This is a genomic window from Paenibacillus sp. Y412MC10, assembly GCF_000024685.1.
Lineage (GTDB): Bacteria > Bacillota > Bacilli > Paenibacillales > Paenibacillaceae > Paenibacillus_AQ > Paenibacillus_AQ lautus_A.
In genome coordinates this window covers 3706079-3728967 of sequence record NC_013406.1, presented here as the reverse complement: position 1 = coordinate 3728967, position 22889 = coordinate 3706079, and the positions used below count along the sequence as shown (strand labels likewise).

Below are 22889 nucleotides of genomic sequence, written 5' to 3'. Positions count from 1 at the left end.
GTATCGGAACCTGTTAGAAAGTCGCTATTATAGCGGCTTTTTTGTTATATCGATACAAGTTCATGTCTCGAGGACAAGAACTTGCATCGATTGCAGCAAAGGAAAAGAACATGAACCGACTATTGATTAGATAAGTATCTAGTTAAGTCTACATGCAACTTCATTGATCTAACGAACTGGAATATTGAAGATCCAACAAGCTGAAACGTACCATAAGTAACAGCAAGTCTTTTCGGGAATCGTCTACATACTCATTCATCCATAGCTTGCGAGCACAGCTCCTGAAGATGTCGGCTGACGATCTGCTCAATTGTCTCCGGCGTGTAGAGCTCCGGGCGGAGCAAAGCGAGTATCGTCAAGCCTTCGACAATCGCGGCCAATCTTAATGTTTCAAGTTGAATGTCTACCGAAGGGAGGAGAAGCTTCGCCTCAGCTAGGATTTCGAGGACGGCTTTAGTCAGGTAGTGGAGTCCGTCCGTGAGCTCGTCTTTTTTAGCTTGTAATGCCAGACTCGCGAGGGAGCGGATGGCGAAGACCCACCAGACGCCGCCGGCAGTTCGTTTTTCTGCATCCAAAGGGAGCAGTTGTAACAGAATTTCCCTCGCAGCCTTCATCGGAATAGGGCTTATTTCGAGGCGCTCTTCTGCTCTGGCAACTCCTCTTGTCAAATAATAATCCACGATAAATAGCAACAGCTCGTCCTGTGTTGAAAAATAATGCCGCAATGCGCCGGGTGATAACCCTGCCGCAGCTGCAATGGCACGGATTGACGCGTGTTCGATCCCTTTTTCTTTAATAATATTCCATGCTGATTCGGCGATCAGTTTTCTTTTTTGTTCGTGATCCACGACTTTCGGCAAGGCTAACGCCCCCTTGTTTTATTTAGCACAATGAATTAAAATAAATAACACACTGTGTTATTTAGAGTTTATTTAGTTATATCGCGTCGCAAATAAAACGTCAATAGTATTGGACTTTGTTGTGATTGACGGGAGGGAAGCAATGCTAGAGCAAATCGATGGATTTTTTCGTTTTCGTACCACCTGTTATCATTGCAGAAGAGAGTTTTATGTCATTGAGGGGACTCAAGCTTACGACCGTGTGAAACGAAATTTCAATGGAATGCATTGCTGCGAAGATTGCAAAAACAGGATCGAGCTTGAAGCACGATTGCAGTTAGGAAGACGACTGTTGACCGGCAGAGATTAGGTTGCAGGACAGAAGGGGCCATCCTGAAAAGGATGGCACTCGTCATACTTGCATGTTACAGGCAGAATTCATACTCATATAGGGAAGGAGCTTAGCTCCATTGGGTATTACATGCCTCGGCAATGTCAAGGGACAAGAACATGGCCCCAAGGAAGTCGCTAATTTAGCGGCTTTTTTGTTTTATCGGTACAAGTTCTTATCCCGAACAGCGGACAAGAACTTACGTAGCGCCAATGACAATTATCGACAAGTTAGATAAAATGCCGCGTTTATTATAGCGGCTCCTTGAGTGCGAAACGTCTGTAAACCGCACCGTAGTGCGGTTTTTTCGTGATTATCTCATCAGATACGGCATTTCCGGACATAGAATGGTTTTGTAAGAGCTTGTTCAGGGACAATGCATCCCTAGACAAACAACAATTTCAACGTATGCTCTGGAAATAGTTTCATCAGTCGACATTCTTGACCGGCAGTCAAGTGAAACTGGCTGATAAGAAACAACATCAAGTACTCTATTATCTACATTCGTTTCCAGTGGATGCTTTAAATAATCCTCTCGGTGTCGTTCTGATTTTGATTGACCAGTATCAAATCAATCAGATATTAAGCAAGCTGGATAACCGCCAGAGGCTTTAAACATTAAAAGCTTTCTTGTCAAGGGACAAGAACATGGCCCCAAGGAAGTCGATTTTTTCGATTAAATAATTATTTAACTAGAGTTTACAGCTATTGATTAAGCAATCAATCGGGTAGTTCTTGATAATCTTGATCCTCAACAGCCTCGTAAAGCTTAAACCTCTGCGGGGCTGTTCCTTTCGTGTTACTGATTTTAATTCGAGTTAATATGTTTTAATATATATTGACGTGTATATACGCCATAGTGTATATTTTGTTCAGTAGATCACCAAACATGCAGTTAACGCATTATTTACTTTTGCCGGACCCCATCGATTCAACATGTTGTGTTACCAAGGAATGGACCCGAATTGGTAGGGGTAATCGCCAAGCGCTAGGCATTAGGCATTAGGCAGCCGCATGATAACTTCAAGGAGTATATGCTGGAATACAAGAAGAAGGAGGATTTATGACAGGTATCAACAGTTTTATCGCGAACTACATGCTGAATTATCGCGAAGTCTGGAATCAAAGACTGGATTCCCTTGAAAGCTACCTAAAAAGGATGACTACAAAAGAACAGAAAAACAATCATTCGTAAAAACCGCGATCGCAGAGAACTCACTATCAAGTGTAACGACGCTGAAGCGATGGACCTGTATTGATAGGATTCACCGATGCGAATGGTATCATGGCTCCTGATATAGTAGCAAAAGCTGTAGCAAATTCCGAACGATAAGGAGAATGGGAGAATGACGAATCTTATAACGTTGGACCGACTAGTAGGTACTTGGCAAATCAGCGGCGGAGCAGAAGGAACGGTAACCTATGAGTGGATGGAAGGCGGGCACTTTTTGATACAACGCGTCCATCTTTCCCAAAATGGTCAAGAAGTGAAAGGGATCGAGATGATTGGGCATTTAAAACCCTTCGGCGAAAGCAAGAGTCCGGATATTCGGTCCCGATATTACGATACGTTAGGCAATACCTTCGATTATGTGTATGAATTGGAAGGAGATACGCTCGTCATATGGGCTGGAGACAAAGGATCGCCTTCCTATTATAAAGGGGCATTCCGCTCTGACGGAGATACCCATTCGGGGGCATGGCATTATCCTGGCGGAGGAGGCTATGAAACGACGATGACGAGAGTCTCGCCAATAGGAGGGATTGGGATTGGTTAAGCAGTTGGTCATGGCAAAACCTTTAACGGTGACAGCCTCCATATTCGCGCTAGTGTCAATTTTCTCAGGAGCATTGTTCGTGCTTCTCCTATGCAGCCTGCATCTGCTGCAGCCCGAATTTGATCCAACATGGCGTTTTATCAGCGAATATGCTCTTGGCGACTTCGGTTGGATGATGCACCTGGCTTTTGGATTGCTGGCTCTTGCTCAAATCAGCGTAGCAATTACGATATTCCCGCATATTCGTACGGTTACGGGATACATTGGACTTGTTATTCTTGGAATCAGTGCAATAGGCGTAATAATCGCAGGTATCTTCGTGACCGATCCTATCTCCGCTAGTCCGGATGATGCGACGTTTAGCGGCAGCATGCACTCTATCGGTGCGATGCTGGACTATACGCCGTTAGCCGCATTATTGATCAGTCTTTCGTTATGTCGACTTGATGTTTGGCGTCCCATGAAGCGAGTGATGCTCACAATCGCGATGATTGCAATCGTCGCGATGCTGGTATTCGTTCTTCAAATTCCGCAAGACGGGCAATTCGGACCAGAGGTTTTGGCCGGTATGTTCGGACGATTCTTAATCTTGGCGGAGATTACGTGGCTGATTGTTGTAGGGGTTCATGGAGCCAAGCTCGGAGCTTCTAAATAAGTGTAATCGAGGTAAACGCAAAAGAAAAAATACATGTTCGTAAACCGGCTGCATTGAACTTGCTGCCGGTTTGCGTCTGAAAAAGGGTTTTTCGGTTCAAGTACACATGCGGGAAGAAGGATATTAACCATGGCCGTCATTGTGGATCGGAAGAGGTTAGGCGGAGGCTCTCATAATACTTGAATAATTCATTCGGAACGCAAATCCCCGAAATCCTAGCTATATCAAGGGTTTTTGGGGATTTTCTATTGTTCGTATTAAATCTAATGTCATGAGCAGAAAAGTGCCAATCCGTTAGACGGACCTCTTTTTTATAAAACTCTATTAGCGAACGATAAAATTGTCTTAACTGGAAACTTTTTTTAATAGTGTGTTAATCTGTAGTGGACTCCATTTAAAAAGAGGGATGTTACTTGAAAAGAAACGTATTATATATTGAAGATAACGAGAAAATAGGCAGTTGGGTAAAGGAAGAATTGGAACAGCGAGGGTATTCAGTTCAGTGGCTGCTAACTGGTGAAGGAGCCGAAAAAGAAGTCAATCAGCAAGACATTGTTATTTTGGATATCATGTTACCCGGTTTAGACGGATTTACTGTGGGAAGACGATTAAAGAAGACAGCTTCTGCTGTTCCTATTTTGCTGTTAACTGCTCGAACATCGATAGATGATAAAGTAGATGGTTTGCAATTTGCTGATGACTACTTAACGAAACCATTCCATACAGATGAATTAGTCGCAAGAATAGAAGTATTAATCCGTCGTAGTGGTGGATCAACATCCGATCGCATTTCATTAGGAAATCAGATTGAAGTAGATCCGGAAGGTCAAATGATATTTGACAAATACACAGGAGAAGAAATTATATTAACAGGGAAACAGCATCAAATCTTAATGTACTTCATACGCCACCCTAATCAAGTTTTAACAAAAGAACAAATTTATGAAGCTATTTGGGAAGAAGCTTATATAACAGGCGATAAAACACTGATGGTGCATATCCACCGACTGCGTCAAAAGCTGGAACGTCATCCCGATTCCCCGGAGATTATTGAAACGTTGAAGGGTATAGGCTATCGGGTGAAATTATGAAGCAAAACAAATCATTATTTCGTCGTTTTCTAAAAGTACATTTTCTATTTATCTTTTTTCCTCCCATTACGATTATTTTCATCAGTGCGTTTTTTGGGGTTTCAGATATCCATGATAAAAATGTAAATACGTTAAATCTGTTTTACGTTACCGTACTAGTGTTTGGTTTTATTATTGTCGCATTTGTGATCTTATCTTGGCGCTTCTTCTTGAAACTTCAAAGACGTCTTGCCCGCTTACAAGAAGTCATGTCATTTTCAGCTAAAAACAACTCGTTTCCTAAAACCATATCTGTTCAAAATGATCGTATGGATGAGATAGACCAGTTAGGAAGTTCTTTTAATTGGATGATTCAGCAGCTTGAAGACAGTCGCAAACGAGAATATGAAGAGGAGTTATTACGACATCGACTCATTGCGAATTTATCTCACGACTTACGAACACCGCTTACCATTTTGAGAGGACATGTCACCCGTTTAAATAAAGAACCCATGAGTCAAGAAGGACAAAACTCGTTAACGGAGATCAACCATACGATTACAAGAGTCGGAGATCTAATGGATGATTTACTGTCCTATACATTGCTTACCTCGGGAAAACATCCTTTTGTGCCCGTTTCAACAGATATTGGACGTCTAGTAAGAGCATCTGTTGCTGCATGGTATCCTGTATTTGAAGAAAAAGAAATTCAGCTTGATGTTGATTTACCGGGAGAGGAGACTTTTTATTGGGAAGCAGATCCTAATTGGATGACACGGGTTTTGGATAATTTATTTCAGAATATTCTTCGCCATGCAGCAGAAGGGAAATATGCAAACATTGTGGTTGATGTAGAAAAAGAACAGATCATTATTGCAGACAGAGGTCCAGGTTTGGATAACTCTTCCTATGAGCTTGGGGCAGGGATTGGTTTATCGACTTCAAATTATATGTTGAAAAAAATGAAGCTGAGAGCTGACTTTACCTCAAATGAAAATGGCACAAGTGTAGTTATTGGTAGAGCGTAACCCAAAGGTAACCCGGAAGTAAACACCATGATAACCGTGATGTAACTTTGCTACTTTATAATTGGAACCATAACAGAAAGGGAGTGTTATGGTTGCTTGAAATTAATAACTTAGTCAAACATCGCGGATCTCAAGAAATCTTATCGGGTATCAGTTTTAAAGCTAGACCCGGTAGAGTAACTGGTTTTTTAGGTCCAAACGGGGCAGGTAAAAGCTCAACGCTTCGCATCCTGCTTGGATTAGATCGCGCCACATCAGGGAGTGCACTCATAAATGGCAAGCCATTCTCAGAGTTAGATAATCCTCTAGCAACAGTAGGTGCCGCATTGGATGGATCTGGAGCTCACCGCAGCCGAACAGGACGGGCCCATTTACGCTGGATTGCTCGTGCCGCAGGATTGTCTAACTCACGTGTCGAGGAAGTTTTGGAAATCGTAGGTCTTACTAATGCAGCTGATAAAAGAGTGGGAAAATATTCGCTTGGTATGGGGAGAAGACTTGGAATGGCCGCTGCACTGCTGGGTGATCCCCCAATATTGGTTCTAGATGAACCCGTAAATGGGCTCGACCCGGAAGGAATTCGTTGGATCCGGACATTTTTGCGTAAACGGGCTGAGTCTGGCAACACGGTGTTACTATCCAGTCATCTAATAGGAGAGCTTGCAGAGACAGTTGATGATGTGGTTATTATTAAGCAAGGAACAATCGTTGCAGATGGAACGTTGGATGAAGTAATAGGTAACCATTCCACGCTGGAGAAAGCTTTTTTTGCCCGGACATCTGATCATGCAGGTGGTGTTGTATGAGAGCATTCAACGCGGAACTATCTAAATTGTTCTCCCTGCCGGGCATTTGGCTTGCCATTCTTGTTGGAGCATTTTCTCCTGCGGTCATAGCCGCCTTAGACAGTATAGCTCAAAAAGAGGAGATTATAGCTGGAGTTAGCACACGGCTTTTGGAAGTTGGCTATATTGGATTAGCCCTTGGTGTACAAGGTGTCATCATCGTTGGTGTGCTTGCTGTCAGCAGCGAGTATTTGACAGAGAGCAGTGAATCTGGCGGAGGACAACAGATTACAACAAGTTTAACGGTTGTTTCATCAAGGCTTCAATTTTTGCTGGCAAAAGCAGGCGCTGTGACAGTAATCAGTATACTGCTTTGTATTGTTGCTATAATGACAACTGTGTCAGCCACGCATCTTGTTCTTGGTGAGTATTCCCCTGTATTAGAATGGTCGAAGCTGCTCGGTGCAGTTTGTTACTGGACATTCACTGCTCTATTAGCATTCGGGATTACTGTACTAACTAAGAATGGCACGATTCCGCTTGCTGTGCTCATCATAAATACATCCGTTGTTTCATTTAGTTTCCTGCTTTCTAAAGTTACAAAGTTAGCGTTATACCTACCGGATCGGGCTGGCCTTGAAATGTTTATGTTTCTGAGCGACAGATTTCTCACCCCGTTCACAGGCGGAATAGTCATGTCTGCCTGGGTAGTCGTTCTTTTCATTGCTGCAGCTATTGTATTCCATAGGAGGGACGTTGCTGCATGAGTGTTCCTTCTATTAGAAAGATAACACAAATCCTTCGTGCTGAACTGGATAAATTAGCTACATTACCATTGATATGGCTCACTCTTATGGGTACATTCATTCTTAATTTAGGATTAGCCGCAGCTTTTACTTCTATTGGTTTACAAGGGGCAATAGGGACGCAAAAAATACTGAATATAGGGTTTGCTTCGATGGGTTATCTTCAAGCAGGATTCATTATTCTTGGGATCCTAGCTACTTGTTCAGAGTATATCGGTGGACAGATTCGAACTACGTTAGCTGCGATACCTTGTCGTGGGATTCAATTATCCATGAAGCATTTGGCATTGGCAATCATAACCGTTCCCGCGGCCTTTATTATCGCTGCATCCGGTGTACTCTATACTTATATGATGATGAAAGACACAGCAGCAGTGATTGATATAGATACCATGGTAGAAGCATTAGCAGGTGCAACAGGCTATCTGACATTAACCACACTTCTCAGTGCAGCTATAGGTGCTTTATTAAGACGAACCACCCCTGCTTTAGTGGTACTGCTTGGTTATTATTTCGTTGTCAGTCCATTATCGAGAGATTTTCTGCCTAGTATTAAAATGTATTTTCCGGATACGGCAGGATATTATATGTATATGCCGCCTTCCTCTGATGAAATAAATGTCCTTTCACCAATGCAAGGGACAGGGATTTCAATGATATGGACACTTATTTTTATTACGGCAGCTATTGTATTTTACCGTAAACGAGATGCTTGAGTGTAAGTTTCATCCATTCAAAAATATAACGCTAGTGATTTTTTAAAAAATTTCTGAAAAAGTACGATGGTCTATATGATAGATGTGACGGAGTACAAAAACAAAGTCTCATTGAAAGTTATAGATGGACAAGAACCTAGACCCATAGAAAGTCGCTAATTTAGCGGCTTTTTTGTTTTATCGGGACATGTTCTTGTTAAAACACAATGACAAGAACTTGATAACATTCCCGATATGATTTGATCGACGGCGACAAACGCCCTTATATTGAACTAACGGGCAGATTAGATTAGCAATCTGTAAGAAACAATCCGCACAGAAATGTACTATATTGTAGTTAATGTCGCCCCCTAAAGTCTAAAGAATAAACGACTAACGCAAACAAAGGAGTGAAGTTATGAAATTATTGCTCACATCTGCCGGCATTAATAACAAAAGCATACACAATGCGCTAGTTGACATGCTGGGCAAGCCGATCGCCGACTGCAATGCCCTGTGTATTCCCACCGCGATGTACGGACACCCCTGGGTAGGCCCCGGCGTCAAAGCCTGGCAATTCATTAGCGGGAATTCCGAGAATCCCATGGTCGACCTAGGCTGGAAGTCCGTCGGCGTGCTGGAGCTCACAGCGCTGCCAAGCATCGACAAAGACCGCTGGGTGCCGCTAGTAAGGGAGACGGACGTCCTGCTGGTTGCGGGCGGCGACGCCCTCTACCTGTGCCACTGGATGCGGCAGTCCGGACTGGCAGACCTCTTACCGTCTCTGCAGGCAGTTTATGTGGGACTGAGTGCCGGGAGTATGGTGATGGCACCTAACATCGGGGAATTTTTCGTTGGCTGGACCCCACCCACTGGCGGCGATGAAGCGCTGAGTCTGGTTGATTTTGCAATATTTCCGCATCTGGATCACGAAATGCTGCCGAGAAACACCATGGCTGATGCAGAGAGATGGGCTGCCGGGATGCAAGGGCCAGCGTATGCGATCGATGATCAGACCGCCATCAAAGTGATCGACGGAACGGTTGAAGTTGTCTCCGAAGGGAATTGGAAACGTTTTTCGCACCTCCTATAGGAAGAATGGAGAAGAGCACAATGGAGAAAAGATTTCCTCATTGTCCTCTAGTATTTCTCCAAGCTACACCAGGGGAAAACATCGCATTTAACCTTGTTTTGATAAAAAGCTAGAAAAAGAATGAACAAAGGGATGATAAGCTATGCAGGCAAATGAGGAATTCAAAATGGAAGAAGGGCTGGAAGACATTACGGGAGTTACTTGTATTTACGTACCAGTAAGTGATGTTTACGAGTCTATTAAATGGTATCAAAAGAATTTAGGGTACCAACCTGCAAACAACGATCGTGTTGAGCCTGGGATGGTCATGGCTGTTTTGAATATTCCCAATCGGAATGGAAATCTGCCTTCACCTGGTTTAAGGCAAGTTGTACCCGCTCTGTTCCTTCACAAATCAGACGAAGCGGGCGGGCGATTACGCTTTTCATGGTCATTGGACAACGGCAAGCCCCACGCAATAGCATGTTTTATTACACCACGGATCGAAGAGCTATTAGAACGTTTTAAGAAAAACGGAGTGAATATTTTAGGAGAACGGGTCACAAGCGGACCAAACATAACGTTTGCTGACCCTGACGGTAACATATGGGAAGTTTGGCAGCCTTAATCGATTAATCAGATCAATTTCGCTAACGGGAGCTGAATAAAGAAGAGGAGGCAGCCGGTTAGAGCGATCGGTTGTCTTTTTTTAAATGTCGAGGGACAAGAATATGGACCATTGAAGTCGCTATTTTAGCGGCTTTTTTATTATATCGGCATAAGTTTATTGTACATGGCTGGGGACAAGTACTTGTGCCGGTTACCGATTAGATAGATTTATTTGAATATTTTTGAACGATCGGTCGTTAAATTATTGACAATACATTATGATAATCCTTATAATGGCATTAATTCAGATGAAGGGAGCCTGAAGGTTATCAAGAAAAGAGAGATTACATCAAGTCATATCGTCCAAGCGGCATATGAGCTGTTTGCAGAGCATGGGATAGAGAGAACGAGTTTGGGCTTGATTTCTAAAAAAGTAGGCATAACCAAATCCTCTATATACTACCATTTTGCAACAAAGGAAGAGTTGATTAGCCGAACATTTGATTATATTTTTAGGGATCATTATTTTGCTGCTTACTTTGACGCTGAATCCGTTAATAAAGACAATTTTGTAGAGACGATAATTCGGGGCGGTTTAAATATGCTGCCAAGCGATGATGAAGAGTATCGTTCAACATTAAGAGTGCTTAGTGAGTTCACGATGCTAGCCGAGCGTGATGAGCAATTTAGAGCTCCTTTATTGAAAGTTCAACAAGATTTTATCAACGGTTTCTGTAATTTAATGTCAAAAGGCAGTGATCTGGGTCTAGTTGAACCTACAAAAATCGAAGTCAGTGCTAAAATTCTTGCCCTTCTTATTGATAATTTGTCTAGATGTAAGATGATGAAGATGGATTTGGAGTATCAGATGATTTGGGAAGAAACTGTTAATAGAATTATCATTCGAGAAAATACATAGTTAACTTATAAGGAGGGATCCGGTTGAAACATATATTGATTACAGGTACATCAAGAGGTATTGGTGAATCGTTGGCTAATCAATTAATCGATAAGAACCATCACCTTATATGCATTTCTAGAACTACGAACCAACGGATTATCGATCTAGCCCAGGAGAGGGACTGCAGAATTGATTATTTTAATTTTGATTTAACAAACATTGGCGAGATTGATCAACTTTTTGAGGACATCTTCCGTCAAATTGAGCTTAATTCCAACGATAAAGCGATCTATCTTATCAATAATGCCGCCATGTTGACTCCTGTGAGCCCAATTGAACGGATAGAAACGGATAAAATAATTGAGAACATCCATTTAAATCTATTAGCACCAATGATAATAACAGCTAACTATCTTAAACGTACCCAAGATATGAATGTGGACAAAAGAATTCTAAACATATCCTCAGCATCCGCAAAATATTTATTACCCTCACAAAGCTGTTACAGCACTGCAAAAGCTGGCCTTGACTCATTTACCAAAAGCATAGACATTGAGCAAAAGCTCGTGACATATCCAGCAAAAGTAGTCGCTGTATATCCAGGTATGATCGATACCAATTTACAATCGGAAATTCGATCCGTAAGTAATGATCTTTTCCCATATGTTAATGAGTTCATTCGACTTTCTGAGGAAGGGAAGCTACAAACGCCTGAATACACTGCGCACAAATTAATTGAGATTCTGCTAAGCGAAGATTTTGGTAAGGCTGTTGTTATAGAAACCATGGATCAATAAACGCGAGTGGAAGAACACCTGCGAGACAGGTCGTTTATGGGTGTGATTTGATAGAAGAAGAAGGAGAGGCATTCCAGCGCTTCTCCTTTTCTAATTTATGCTTTAATTAATCTCCTACTACTTTTGATACAGTTCCATCATTCGTCAGCGAGTCAGTTATACAGCTAGCTGAGAACCCATTTGTGATTAGCAATCCGTAAGAAACAACCCAAGCTGAGTTGTCCTATAATGTAGTTAATGTAGAGATCCCTCATGAACAAAGGAGAACTGAAAATGAGAAAACTTGTTCTATTTTTGCACGCATCGCTTGACGGTTTTGTAGAAGGGCCGAACGGTGAAATGGACATTGGCTGGGTTTCTTACGATGCTGATTTGGAGAAGCACGCGAAAGAAATTCTGAGTACTGCCGACACTGTCATTTGGGGACGTGGAACTTATCAGATGATGCACAGTTACTGGCCATCTGTGCCCTCGAACCCATCAGCTTCGCAGCATGAACTTAATCATGCCGAGTGGATCGAAAAGACAGCCAAAATTATTTTTTCCACGACGCTGGAGAAAGTCGAATGGAACAATTCCAGACTGGTGAAAGAAGATGTCGAGGAAGAGATCAAAAACCTCAAACAGCAGCCAGGCAAGGATATGGTCATCCTCGGCAGTCCTAGGTTCGCACACTACCTTATGCAGCTTGATTTAATAGATGAGTATAAAATTACGGTTTCTCCCGTCCTGATCGGCAGCGGGTTGCCGTTATTCCAAGGTCTCAAGGAGAAGGTCAATCTTAAACTTATCGAAAACAAGACATTTGATTCTGGAGCCATAGGCCTCGTTTACCAGACGGTTCGATGACTCTGTCTCCAAAATTAGATTACGCTAACGGGACACGATATATCTCAATGAAGACATTGAAGGTAGCCGACTCCAAAGCCGGCTACCTTTTTCGATATCTATTGCCACAGCCGTGATGAATAGGAAGAAGCGGGCTTGTTATTTAGACACCTGTCGAGGGAAAAGAACATGATGACTTTGAAAGTCGCAATCTATGCGGCTTTTTATATTTATGTTATCTAGTTCTTGTCAAAACATAATGACAAGAACATGGTTACATTCCCAATATGATTTCATCGACATTGACAGCGGCAGACGCCCTGTTATTACTAACGGGCAGGATAGTCCAATCGTTCGGTGAGTAACTTCAAGCATATACATTATGAAAGCAGGGAAGTACATGAAACACGTGGAATAAATATACAGCGATTCAATAGTGGCATGACGGTGAAACTGATGTTCCTACGAAGGTCATGTTTGATTTCGTGTGCAAAGCTGTGGGTAGAGAGTTAGCTGAGTCGACTGAAGAATCTAACGAATGCAGGTGGGTTCCAAAGGGAAATGTTCTGGATTTGATCCCTTTACCCGCAATCCGCATGCGTTATGAAGCTTATTTGAACTTTAACGGCTCTGTGAATTATATGGAGTACGTCACTGCGACGAAGTCAAAATGCAATGTCAAGCTTCAAAGGAATGTTTAGTTGTACGTGTTCTTAAATCCTTAGGAGGGTGACACTATGAATGATACATGGAACCCCGAATCGCCAGGTGTGCTGCGCCTTCCTTCAGGTCGACTCGTCCGCGGCCGAGCACTAAGACGTCCACTTCCCCAAGGGCTTCAGCCCACTTTTGCACTCTACCTGCTTGGACGACAACCAGCGCCCGTTACTTGGGAAAGCCGCTGGATTCCTTGGCCGGACTTCTGGCTGCCAACAAACAAGGTTGCAGCCGCTGATGCGCTTCGCGAAGCATGGACTCGGGCTGAAGTTGAACGGGTTGAAATCGCCTGTGGGGGCGGGATTGGACGAACAGGTACGGCACTAGCCTGTCTCGCTGTGATTGATGGATTACCAAATCATGAAGCTGTCGACTATATTCGGCAGCAATACAGTCCACGAGCTGTTGAGACGCCTTGGCAACGCCGCTTTGTCTCTCGTTTCAAATAGGAAGGGCCCTATAGGTGAGGATAACGCCGTGAGGTAAAGGACAATGGTCAACTGTCGGGTGACAAAAACATAGTGACATTAGAAGCTGCTGATTATGCGGCTTTATATATTTATGTAATCAAGTTCTTGTTGTCAAAACACAATGAGTAATAGGAGGAAATAGATGATAGATATTATTATAGGAATAATATTCTATTCATTTGTAGCGGTCTTTACGATTTGGTTTAGTTTCAAACAAATTAAAAACGGTCTAAAGAAAAATCAAACCAGTACTATAATAAAAGGGTCACTTCTTCTTATGGTAGTAGCGATCCTTACTATTGCGTTCTACAATTTAGCAAAATCATTTATTTTAATTTATAGTACTTAATACAACCTGCCACAACAAGAAATTTTCATTGTGGCAGCTTTTTTTGCGACATTATGTCATCATCCTGAAAACAGGGCAACCTCAAAAAGTTGATCGAATATTTTTGTTACATACCAACCAAATGTATGGCCGGCAAATGAATTGACCCGCCTGGAGCTGATCGTTATGACCGCCAGAGGAAAAAGCTTCGATTGGAATCGGAAGCGAGGGCCGAATTTACCGCTGCAGATCAAATCTCTGCATGAGCAAGACCATTCGTGATCGCAGCAGTTGAAGCGAAACTGGTTCAAGGAAGAGGACAAGGGCTGTTCGCTCCCAGGCTCGTGCAACCCGAGCCGAATCCGTAAGTTTGATTGTTGCACTTCTCGGCCAGTAAACTAAAGTCGAATATATATGGATAGAGCTCGAGAGTACGGTTTCCTGGAAAGCGTACTCTTATGTCATGTTGCATATCTTATAAGGGCTTGACTTTCCCCTGCACAGGAAACTGTATACTCTCATTATGTTACAGATTGGAGATGATATTTTGTTCAAAATCAGTGCATTTTCCAGGCTAAGCAAGGTCTCTTTAAAAACACTGCGTTATTACGACCAGATTGGCATACTTAAGCCGAGAAAGGTAGATCACGATACGGGCTACCGGTACTATTCAGCAGATCAGCTTCTTGAGCTCAATCGAATTTTAATTTATAAGGAATTGGGGTTTACATTGCCCCAAATCACACAGCTGCTCCAGGAAGATATTACATTGGAGAATATTCAAGGCATGTTTAAGCTGAAAAGATGCGAAATTCAGCAAAATATCGATTCGGAACAAGCCAAACTTGTCAGGATTGAGGAGCGTATGCAGCTTATAGAAAGAGAGGGGCAATTCGAAACTGGCCAAGATATACGAATCAAAGCCGAAGGTGCACAAACATTTCTTTTTCAAAAAGCATACGGAAGAGAAGAAGACATTCCAGGGTTATTTCATCAATTGGATCTGTTATTAACAACGGAAATTCGCCAGTTGATCCAAGGCCCTCAAGTTGTTTTATGGGAAAACATAGACGGAAAAGAGGATGAGTTTGAGTTTGAAGTCGGTTATTTCTTAACCTGCGAGCTCCAATCATCTCTAGAGCCATTTCAACTACGGGTTCTTCCTCCTGAACCGATGATGGCTACAATGGCTTTTCATTCAAATTCAAAATTTGATGTTGCGGCCTGTGCCCATATAGCGAAATGGATTGAGAAAAATAACTATCAGATCAAAGAAAACGAAGCGGGTAGAGAACTGTATATATCGTTATCTCCAGAACGAGATGCACAATTCATCGAAATACAAATTCCAATACTAAATAGATAACTGAAGAAGGTGGGTTGGAATAAATTGAAAAATAAAGGGATCATCTACGTCTTGGCACTAGCCGTTTTTTTGATTGGAACCATTGAATATATTATCACAGGAATCATTGAGATGATGGCTGTGGACTTGGGAGTATCAACTTCCGAAACTGGGTTACTGGTGACTGTGTTTGCTCTTGCTGCGGCCATTGTCGCTCCGATTTTGATTGCAGTGACGATCAATGCAGATCGGAAGAAGCTACTAATAGCCGCCCTAAGCGTATTCATTGCCAGCAATGGATTTATGTTGGTAGATCTTTCATATGAAATAGTACTATGGGTACGAATTATACAAGGAGCTAGCGGAGGAATCGCAACCGTAGTGGCCATGGCAGTAGCGACACGACTCGTTGAAAAAGAAAGAAGAGGCAATGCTATCGGTATTATTTTGATGGGGCTTAGCAGCTCGCTAGTGCTCGGTGTTCCCATGGGCACATTTTTTAGTGAGATGTTTGGCTGGAGAATTCTATTTATATTAATCGGTTTATTAAGTGTTTTTCCATTACTTATCATCTATAAAAAGATTCCGGCAATCAAAGAAGAAGAAAAGGTTACCCTTAGAATGCAGCTCTCCATTCTAAGGAATTCATCCATTCTGACCGCCTTGGTTATTACTTTATTTTATATCGGCGGCTATTCTTCACTGTTCACTTATATTACGCCTTTCTTGCAAGCTACATCTTCTCTTTCCATAGCCCAAATTAGCGGTGTTTTATTCCTAGCGGGAGTTTGCAGCTTTGTCGGATCAAGAGTGGGTGGACAATTGGCCGATGCAAAGGGATCGAAATTTACCATATGTCTCGGACTCCTGTTACAAGGGGCGACTCTTCTTTTATTCGCTCTAGCCGGTGTCCATCTCTTGGTATTAATTCTGAATTTATTGATGTTTATGTTAGCAACGTGGAGTATTTCCCCTGCCCAGCAATTATATCTGGTTACTCTAGCGCCTCGAAATCCAGACATCGCCCTTAGCGTAAATACCTCGTTCATCCAATTTGGTTTTGCATTGGGATCTGGATTAGGCGGAGTTGTCATCAGTCGTACATCTGTCCTTTATTTAAATTGGCTGGGTTTGGCCGCTGTAAGCATAGCTTTACTTCTTTCCATCTTGTTATTTAAAAAAATGAACAATAGGATTAAAACTCCTATGGCTACTTAATAAGAAATGGACTGGACTCCGATTGAGTCAGTCCAGGAGATGGTGCGCAGTTTCGTCGGCGTGAAGCACCGATTTCGGTGGGTGGCAACTGTGGGCGACGTGCAATATTTCTGCAAAGCAAAAGTGCTGTTGATCGCGGGAGGTCGAGATAATAAAGTACCGTGGTTAAGCTGCTGCCTGATCGTGACAAGGTACTGTGTTGATAGGAGAAGCGGCCAATCAAATTGAGGCTGCGGCACTATGTTGGTGAAGGCTGGGGCTCGTATAATGGGGGGCTGGTGGTGCTAGTTGAGGTAGGGGGGATCCGCACCCGAAAAAGGGAAAGGTGAATGGTCGAAAGATAAATGTGTAGCTCTTATTTATGAACCGGCCTCCAGCCAGTTCATTGTTTGATGTCGAGGGACAAAAACATGCTCCCATAAAAGTCGCTATTGCAGCGACTTTTTTGTTTTATCGGTACAAGTTCATGTCCAGAGCCACTTGTACCGATTGCTGGAATGGACAAGAACATGGTCCGATTACCGATTCGATAGTTATCTAAATAACGTGGTGAGTAGTGACGAGTTTGTATAAAGCCTGTCGTAGAGAATGTATATTGAGCATGTAATCCAATTTGGTGTAAAATCTACTCAAGCAAAATGATAATGATTATCATTATTAATAATAAATGAATTGTTTTGCTACAAAACATAAAACTTATGGGAGTGAATTAAATCATGGCAAGATCGGGATTTATGAAAACAGGATGGATATCACTTATAACGGCAGCAATGATTACGGTGACGGGCTGCGGCTCGACAGGCGGTACTACCGATCAGCCTGGACAGGCAACCGCAGCGCCAAGTGAAGCTCCGCCTCAGACGGAAACGCGCGTTGTAACCGATGGTTTCGGAGAGGTAGAGATTCCTACAAATCCGAAGCGAATCTCAGCTCTTTATCGTGAAGATTATTTGGTTGCGCTTGGGGTAACTCCTATTGTGCAATATTATAACCCGATGTGGGGCAAGCAGGATTATTTGAAGCTGGACGTGCCGTTGTTCGACGTGACCGGCAGCATCGAAGCTATGCTTGTGTCGGAGCCGGACTTGATCATCGGCGCCGGAGAGGTTGATGCAGCACAATACGAGCTCTATTCCAAGGTTGCGCCGACGTTCCGCTTGCCGGACGACGTACTTGCGGATTCGCGCAAAACATTGACCTTAATCGCCGAATTGCTTGGTCTCAGCGACAAGGCGGAGCAGGTTCTTGCCGATTACGAAGCCCGAATTGTCGACGTAAAGGCGAAGCTGAACGCGGCAATCGGCGATGAGAAGCTTGTTGTTCTGCGGATGAACGTTGTAGACAAATCGATTAATATTTTCGGCATTCATAACACGTTTGTCGGACAAATCTTGTATGAGGATCTTGGTTTGAAGGCACCGGGGTTCGCCGAGGCGATGACGGAGGGCAATATCGTCTTGTCGAAAGAGGTCATTCCGGAGCTTGACGCGGACCATATTATTATGCTTCCGTCCAACGGAACGTGGGAGGAAGAGAGCAATGCGAAAGCGCTTGAGGAAATGAAGGCAGATCCGCTATGGCAAACCGTTCCTGCATTTAAGAACGGCCATGTATATCCCGTAGAGAGATCGTATTGGCAGACGGGAGCCATTACGGCCAACGGATTGAAGATGGATGATTTACTTCGATTGCTGGCTTCTTAGCAGGACATAAGAGTGATTAAGTTCATTGGCAGGACTCATCGCCATAAGTGAGAAAGAGCCGCTTTTCAACGAAGGTTGATGGGTGGCTCGTTTTGATTTACACTATGTTCATTGAGAATGAATATCAATTAAAAAGGGGTTGATAGTAACGATGGATATCGAACAGCGCAAACAAGCTGGGACTGCCCCTTTAGTCCATTATGTGCTGCGATCAATCCGCTTGATCGATGCGGGCGAGCAAGTAGAAATTAGTGATTTGGACGGCAGCGATAAAAACGATAAGGAAAGCTTTGAACTGCTCATTATAATGAGCGGGAAGGGACAAGGAAAATGCTATTTGCAGGGGCCTGGGAGATCTTTATCTGTTGATCAAGAGATTATGAACTGCAGCTATTACCGTGTGTGCTTCGTAACGAGCGGCTATGATGCAGCTTCGAGCTTGCTGCCGGATAAGCAAGAGCTTGCCTGCGCACCTTTCGCTAAGACAATGGAGCTGCTTGATGAGATATATGGACTCCGCGGGGCGACAGGCGGGCTCGAGCTGTTCCAACGATTTGTAAGATTTCAAGAACTGCTGCTTTTTCTATTCCGTCAAAATGCACCTGCAGCCGAGGATAAGGGAACGGATATCGAGCGGCATGGGATAGAGCTCAGCATACGGCATATTCATCAGTATTACCGTGAGATTCTGACCGTGGAGGAGTTAGCCTCCCTCGCAGGCATTGATCGCTGGAAGTATACCCGTCTGTTCAAAGAGGCTACGGGTCAAGTACCGCTTCAGTACTTGAATGAAGTACGGATTAATGAAGCTAAGAAGTGGCTGGCAAGCACCGATGACAAGCTGCTCGATATTGCGCTGAATGCAGGTTTCAACAATGAATATTATTTCAATCGTCGATTCAAGCAGACGGTAGGCATATCGCCCGGACAATACCGCCGCAGCCGCAAGGGAAAGCTTAGAGTAGTAGCGCCGTATTTGGAGGATTTCTTGGTCGCGCTGGATATGCAGCCTATCGCCCAGTACTGGCATGCGAAATGGGGCAAGCAAGACTATCTCGGCTTAAACCATATTCCGACGTTCGACGAGAACGGCGGCAACTTTGACGCCCTTTCCGGTTATAAGCCGGATTTGATATTGCTTATGGATCGTTATGAGCAACAGCAATATTCGCAGTGCCGACGCATATCCAACACGTGCATCCTGCGTGAGCAGACCAATAATTGGCGTACGCTGTTGCGTACCGTCGCCGATTATTTCGGTCGGACAGAGTTGGCCGAAGATGCTATCGCAAAGTATGATTTCAAAGCACGGAGTGCGAGTCATACGCTTAGTCAGGTTATAAAAGGTGAAACTGTCACTTTTTTGCGTATCTCGGCGGACCACATCATTCAATATACGGAAGAAGGGCAAGGCTTTGTTTCGACTGTTCTCTATGGAGATGTTGGCTTGCGTTCCCACTCTGCAGTAGGTGTAGCTTCAAAAGCGAATAGGCCGGGCATGTTCAATCTCTCTGTAGAGGACCTACGCACGTTAACTGCGGATCATCTGTTCATAACTTTCGATAAGTGGCATAGCCAGGCAGAAGGAAAGGAGAGGGAACTGCTAGAGCAGCCAGAGTGGCGTGAGCTGCCTGCTGTACGAAACAACCACGTTTACGAGGTTGATTTTCTAACTTGGATGAATAACGGAATTATTTCCAACGGTAAAAAAATCGATGATATACTGCGTTCTTTAGCTTGATTCGGTTTTGCTTGCCACTGAAAAGTCCGCATCCTCCATTTAGTATTTTGTATAAAGCAACCGTCGATTTTCTCTATTGTTATTATCACATGGCCGAAGCTACAATTATATTGATAATGATTATCACAGCATGGACTTTACATGAGCCGGCTTGAGGAGGATATCAATTGACTGAGCAGCTTGAAATATACGATGTGACGATTATCGGCGGTGGTCCTGCGGGGATGTATACTGCCTTTTATAGTGGAATGCGGGATTTGAAGACAAAGCTAATAGAAGCGAAAGACGAGCTCGGCGGGCGGATGCTTATTTATCCCGAGAAAATGATTTGGGATGTTGGCGGGGTTCCGCCGATCCTATGCGAGAATTTAATCGCCCAATTGTCGGAGCAGGCGATGACGTTCGACCCGACCATTGTATTCGGCCAGCACATCATCGGACTGGAGAAACAAGCGGATTCGACGTACATACTGGAGGCGGCAACGGGGGAGAGGCACTGGACACGCACGGTCATTCTGGCTATCGGCCGCGGCATTCTGCGAATGGCGAAGCTGGAGCTGGAGGGAGCTGAGCGCTATGAGGTGTCCAATCTTCACTATACGGTGCAGGAATTGGAGCCTTTTAGAGGGAAACGAGTACTTATTTCGGGTGGAGGAAATTCCGCTGTCGATTGGGCGAACGAGCTGGTTCCCATCGCCGGTCAGGTCACAGTCGTACATAGGCGCGACCGCTTCGGCGGACACGAGAAGAACATTGTTCGAATGAAGGAGTCTTCTGCCGATGTGCTTACGCCGTATGAAGTCACTCAGTTATTCAGCGGCAACGGAAAGACGATTGAACGGGTGACGATTACCCATCTCGAATCAGGGGACTCGCGCCAGATAGAAATAGACGAGGTTATCGTCAACCACGGGCTGAAGTCCGATTTTACAGGTATCAAGGATTGGGGACTGGATATGGACGAATGGAACATATTCGTCAGCCCCAGACTTGAGACGAACTTGCCGGGCATTTTCGGGGCTGGCGACTTCGCCAATTACGAAAGCAAGCTCAACCTTATTGCAGGGGCGTTCACGGATGCGGCTTTGGCGCTTAATAGCGCCAAACGATACATGGATCCCGAGGCACCAAGAATGGCATATGTATCGTCGCATAATGAGAGGTTTAAAGAACGAAACAAAGCGCTTGGCGTATCCGATGAATAGCAGGGTCTGCTATCATTAGGGCGGACGAGAAATCTATTCTACGGTGTATGAGAGATTGCACTGGATGTGGACTGGTGTCCGCAACTAAATCGATTTTGCCCAAATCATTTAACCGAACAAGTTCTTGTCCTCCGACAGATAATCAGCGTATTGTGTTGAGGAACAAGAACATAGTCCCATTGGAAGTCGCTATTAGCGACTTTTTAGTTTTATCGGTACAAGTTCATGTACCGAGGCGAGGACAAAAACTTGTACGATTGCCGTAAAGGACAAGAACATGAGCAGATTACCGATTAGATAAGTATCTAGCTAAGTTTACATGCAATTTCATTGAGCTAACGGGCAGGATAATTGAAGATCAAACACGCTGAAACGCATCATATAGTAACGGCATACGCTTGATTTTATCAAGAATATAGTTAAAATTAAGTTTAAGCGATTAAACGAACGAACGGAAAGGATGGATCGAATGAGCCAGCGAACCGAGCAAGTTCTGCAACAATTCAAAGAGACCATCCCGCTCTTGGAAGTGCTGACCGATGAAAACCGTCAAGCTATTATTATGGTGCTAGCACAGAACAAATCGGGACTTAATGTAAATGCGATAGCAGGACACATCAATTTATCTAGACCAGCCGTCTCCCATCATCTGAAGGTGCTGAAACAGTCTGGTTATATTCAATCCGAGAAAAAGGGCGTAGAAAATTATTATATTTTGACAGTCCGCAAACCGCTTGAACAACTCAAAACCTTGATTAATGCCATAGAAGCAGAGTGCACTTAGCCTCAGTGACAACCCAAAGACTTAAGTTGAATACGGTAGAGCAGATCATTTTCGCTCGATAGGTTCATTTGTTTAAACCAATAATCCTAATGGGAGTGATATTAAATGAAGGTTATAACCATTGAGAAATACGGTAAAAATGTACCCTTAGTGTTGACAGAACAACCAGTACCTCATATCGGAGAACATGATGTGTTAGTGGAAATTCATGCAGCCAGCTTAAACCCTATCGACTATAAAATTAAGGAAGGGAAAGTAAAACTCCTGCTGAGTTACAAGTTCCCACTAATTTTAGGCAATGATTTCTCCGGCGTTATAGTTAAGGTTGGCAAACGGGTGAGTGCATTTAAACCTGGTGATGAAGTTTATGGCAGACCACGAAAGAGTCGTATTGGCACATTGGCGGAATACATTGCAGTACACGAGGAAGATATTTGGTTAAAGCCGCAGAATCTAAACTTTGAAGAAGCTGCATCTATTCCACTGGTCGGACTTACGGCTTACCAAGCCTTTACCGATATTTTGCATCTCCAAAAGGGCCAAAAAATTCTGATTCATGCAGGATCAGGAGGCGTGGGGACGTTCGCCATTCAACTGGCCAAATTGATGGGAGCTTTTGTTGCAACAACAGCAAGTGATAAAGGGTATGAGTTGGTCAAATCGATGGGCGCCGATCTGATCATTAATTATAAAAAAGAAAATTTTGAAGAAGTGCTTACTGGATATGACGCTGTTTTTGATACGCTAGGAGGAGCGGCTTTGGAAAAGTCGTTCCGTGTCCTGAAGCCAGGAGGACAAATCGTATCCATCTCTGGCTTGCCAAACGCAAGATTTGGAAAAGAAGCAAAGTTGGGTTGGATGAAAACGGCCATTTTGTCCATCGTGAGCCGTAAGATCACAGCACTTGAGAAGAAGTACCATACAAGATATCATTTCCTTTTTATGAAATCGAGTGGAGCACAATTGAAGGTTTTAAAAGAATATATTGAAGGTGGCCACATTAAGCCCGTTATCGATAAAGTGTACCATTTGGAAGAGACAGCGCAAGCATTCTCGTACCTGCAAGGCGGAAGTGCCAAAGGTAAGGTAGTCATTAAAATAAAGTAACTCCTATGCAGCGGAGA

General features: G+C 43.6%; 21 protein-coding genes. 20 read left to right on the top strand and 1 reads right to left on the bottom strand.

The window, feature by feature from the left end:
• Positions 1-251 precede the first annotated feature (251 nt).
• Positions 252-860, bottom strand: a complete 609-nt coding sequence (locus GYMC10_RS16050) for a TetR family transcriptional regulator C-terminal domain-containing protein (RefSeq protein WP_015735474.1) — start codon at positions 858-860, stop codon at positions 252-254.
• A gap of 1716 nt (positions 861-2576) precedes the next feature.
• On the opposite strand from GYMC10_RS16050, the gene GYMC10_RS16045 reads away from it, so the two are divergent.
• From GYMC10_RS16045 to GYMC10_RS15945, 20 genes are all read left to right on the top strand, one after another.
• On the top strand, positions 2577-3008 hold the full coding sequence (locus GYMC10_RS16045; protein WP_015735471.1) for a hypothetical protein: 432 nt from the start codon (positions 2577-2579) through the stop codon (positions 3006-3008).
• Positions 3001-3663, top strand: coding sequence for a DUF998 domain-containing protein (locus GYMC10_RS16040; RefSeq protein WP_015735470.1), 663 nt, complete (start codon positions 3001-3003; stop codon positions 3661-3663). Before GYMC10_RS16045 ends, GYMC10_RS16040 begins: the two co-directional genes overlap by 8 nt.
• A gap of 413 nt (positions 3664-4076) precedes the next feature.
• Positions 4077-4754: a response regulator transcription factor gene (locus GYMC10_RS16035; protein WP_015735469.1), complete on the top strand. Its 678-nt coding sequence runs from the start codon at positions 4077-4079 to the stop codon at positions 4752-4754.
• On the top strand, positions 4751-5761 hold the full coding sequence (locus tag GYMC10_RS16030; RefSeq protein ID WP_015735468.1) for a sensor histidine kinase: 1011 nt from the start codon (positions 4751-4753) through the stop codon (positions 5759-5761). Before GYMC10_RS16035 ends, GYMC10_RS16030 begins: the two co-directional genes overlap by 4 nt.
• A gap of 92 nt (positions 5762-5853) precedes the next feature.
• On the top strand, positions 5854-6567 hold the full coding sequence (locus tag GYMC10_RS16025; RefSeq protein WP_015735467.1) for an ABC transporter ATP-binding protein: 714 nt from the start codon (positions 5854-5856) through the stop codon (positions 6565-6567).
• Complete coding sequence (locus GYMC10_RS16020; protein ID WP_015735466.1) at positions 6564-7313, top strand: ABC transporter permease; 750 nt, start codon at positions 6564-6566, stop codon at positions 7311-7313. Before GYMC10_RS16025 ends, GYMC10_RS16020 begins: the two co-directional genes overlap by 4 nt.
• Entirely contained in the window at positions 7310-8068 is a 759-nt protein-coding gene (locus GYMC10_RS16015) for an ABC transporter permease (protein ID WP_015735465.1), read from the top strand. The genes GYMC10_RS16020 and GYMC10_RS16015 overlap by 4 nt, the downstream gene beginning before the upstream one ends.
• Before the next feature lie 397 nt (positions 8069-8465).
• Positions 8466-9140: a Type 1 glutamine amidotransferase-like domain-containing protein gene (locus GYMC10_RS16010; protein WP_015735464.1), complete on the top strand. Its 675-nt coding sequence runs from the start codon at positions 8466-8468 to the stop codon at positions 9138-9140.
• A 142-nt stretch (positions 9141-9282) separates the two neighbouring features.
• Complete coding sequence (locus tag GYMC10_RS16005) at positions 9283-9747, top strand: VOC family protein (RefSeq protein ID WP_015735463.1); 465 nt, start codon at positions 9283-9285, stop codon at positions 9745-9747.
• Positions 9748-9960: 213 nt separating this feature from the next.
• On the top strand, positions 9961-10647 hold the full coding sequence (locus GYMC10_RS16000; RefSeq protein ID WP_015735462.1) for a TetR/AcrR family transcriptional regulator: 687 nt from the start codon (positions 9961-9963) through the stop codon (positions 10645-10647).
• Positions 10648-10670: 23 nt separating this feature from the next.
• Complete coding sequence (locus GYMC10_RS15995; protein WP_015735461.1) at positions 10671-11426, top strand: (S)-benzoin forming benzil reductase; 756 nt, start codon at positions 10671-10673, stop codon at positions 11424-11426.
• Positions 11427-11699: 273 nt separating this feature from the next.
• Positions 11700-12275 carry a dihydrofolate reductase family protein gene (locus GYMC10_RS15990; protein ID WP_015735459.1) on the top strand — a complete coding sequence of 192 codons (576 nt, stop codon included), beginning with the start codon at positions 11700-11702 and terminating at the stop codon, positions 12273-12275.
• Between the two features lie 716 nt (positions 12276-12991).
• Entirely contained in the window at positions 12992-13420 is a 429-nt protein-coding gene (locus GYMC10_RS33310; protein WP_015735458.1) for a protein-tyrosine phosphatase family protein, read from the top strand.
• An 896-nt stretch (positions 13421-14316) separates the two neighbouring features.
• Complete coding sequence (locus GYMC10_RS15975) at positions 14317-15135, top strand: MerR family transcriptional regulator (RefSeq protein ID WP_015735457.1); 819 nt, start codon at positions 14317-14319, stop codon at positions 15133-15135.
• Positions 15136-15159: 24 nt separating this feature from the next.
• Positions 15160-16332, top strand: coding sequence for an MFS transporter (locus tag GYMC10_RS15970; protein WP_015735456.1), 1173 nt, complete (start codon positions 15160-15162; stop codon positions 16330-16332).
• Positions 16333-17048: 716 nt separating this feature from the next.
• Entirely contained in the window at positions 17049-18035 is a 987-nt protein-coding gene (locus GYMC10_RS15965) for an ABC transporter substrate-binding protein (protein WP_015735455.1), read from the top strand.
• Positions 18036-18186: 151 nt separating this feature from the next.
• Positions 18187-19776: a helix-turn-helix domain-containing protein gene (locus GYMC10_RS15960; protein ID WP_015735454.1), complete on the top strand. Its 1590-nt coding sequence runs from the start codon at positions 18187-18189 to the stop codon at positions 19774-19776.
• A gap of 167 nt (positions 19777-19943) precedes the next feature.
• Positions 19944-20981 carry an NAD(P)/FAD-dependent oxidoreductase gene (locus GYMC10_RS15955; RefSeq protein WP_015735453.1) on the top strand — a complete coding sequence of 346 codons (1038 nt, stop codon included), beginning with the start codon at positions 19944-19946 and terminating at the stop codon, positions 20979-20981.
• Between the two features lie 469 nt (positions 20982-21450).
• Positions 21451-21765: an ArsR/SmtB family transcription factor gene (locus GYMC10_RS15950; RefSeq protein ID WP_015735452.1), complete on the top strand. Its 315-nt coding sequence runs from the start codon at positions 21451-21453 to the stop codon at positions 21763-21765.
• 105 nt (positions 21766-21870) lie between these two features.
• A complete protein-coding gene (locus GYMC10_RS15945; protein ID WP_015735451.1) occupies positions 21871-22872 on the top strand; it encodes an NADP-dependent oxidoreductase in 1002 nt (333 codons plus the stop codon).
• Positions 22873-22889: the final 17 nt, after the last annotated feature.

Bases quoted from the DNA above. Each gene is read 5' to 3' on its own strand.
- GYMC10_RS16045 (WP_015735471.1), top strand. From the start codon at position 2,577: ATGACGAATCTTATAACGTTGGACCGACTAGTAGGTACTTGGCAAATC.
- GYMC10_RS16030 (WP_015735468.1), top strand. From the start codon at position 4,751: ATGAAGCAAAACAAATCATTATTTCGTCGTTTTCTAAAAGTACATTTT.
- GYMC10_RS16020 (WP_015735466.1), top strand. From the start codon at position 6,564: ATGAGAGCATTCAACGCGGAACTATCTAAATTGTTCTCCCTGCCGGGC.
- GYMC10_RS16015 (WP_015735465.1), top strand. From the start codon at position 7,310: ATGAGTGTTCCTTCTATTAGAAAGATAACACAAATCCTTCGTGCTGAA.
- GYMC10_RS16010 (WP_015735464.1), top strand. From the start codon at position 8,466: ATGAAATTATTGCTCACATCTGCCGGCATTAATAACAAAAGCATACAC.
- GYMC10_RS16005 (WP_015735463.1), top strand. From the start codon at position 9,283: ATGCAGGCAAATGAGGAATTCAAAATGGAAGAAGGGCTGGAAGACATT.
- GYMC10_RS15990 (WP_015735459.1), top strand. From the start codon at position 11,700: ATGAGAAAACTTGTTCTATTTTTGCACGCATCGCTTGACGGTTTTGTA.
- GYMC10_RS33310 (WP_015735458.1), top strand. From the start codon at position 12,992: ATGAATGATACATGGAACCCCGAATCGCCAGGTGTGCTGCGCCTTCCT.
- GYMC10_RS15965 (WP_015735455.1), top strand. From the start codon at position 17,049: ATGGCAAGATCGGGATTTATGAAAACAGGATGGATATCACTTATAACG.
- GYMC10_RS15960 (WP_015735454.1), top strand. From the start codon at position 18,187: ATGGATATCGAACAGCGCAAACAAGCTGGGACTGCCCCTTTAGTCCAT.
- GYMC10_RS15950 (WP_015735452.1), top strand. From the start codon at position 21,451: ATGAGCCAGCGAACCGAGCAAGTTCTGCAACAATTCAAAGAGACCATC.
- GYMC10_RS15945 (WP_015735451.1), top strand. From the start codon at position 21,871: ATGAAGGTTATAACCATTGAGAAATACGGTAAAAATGTACCCTTAGTG.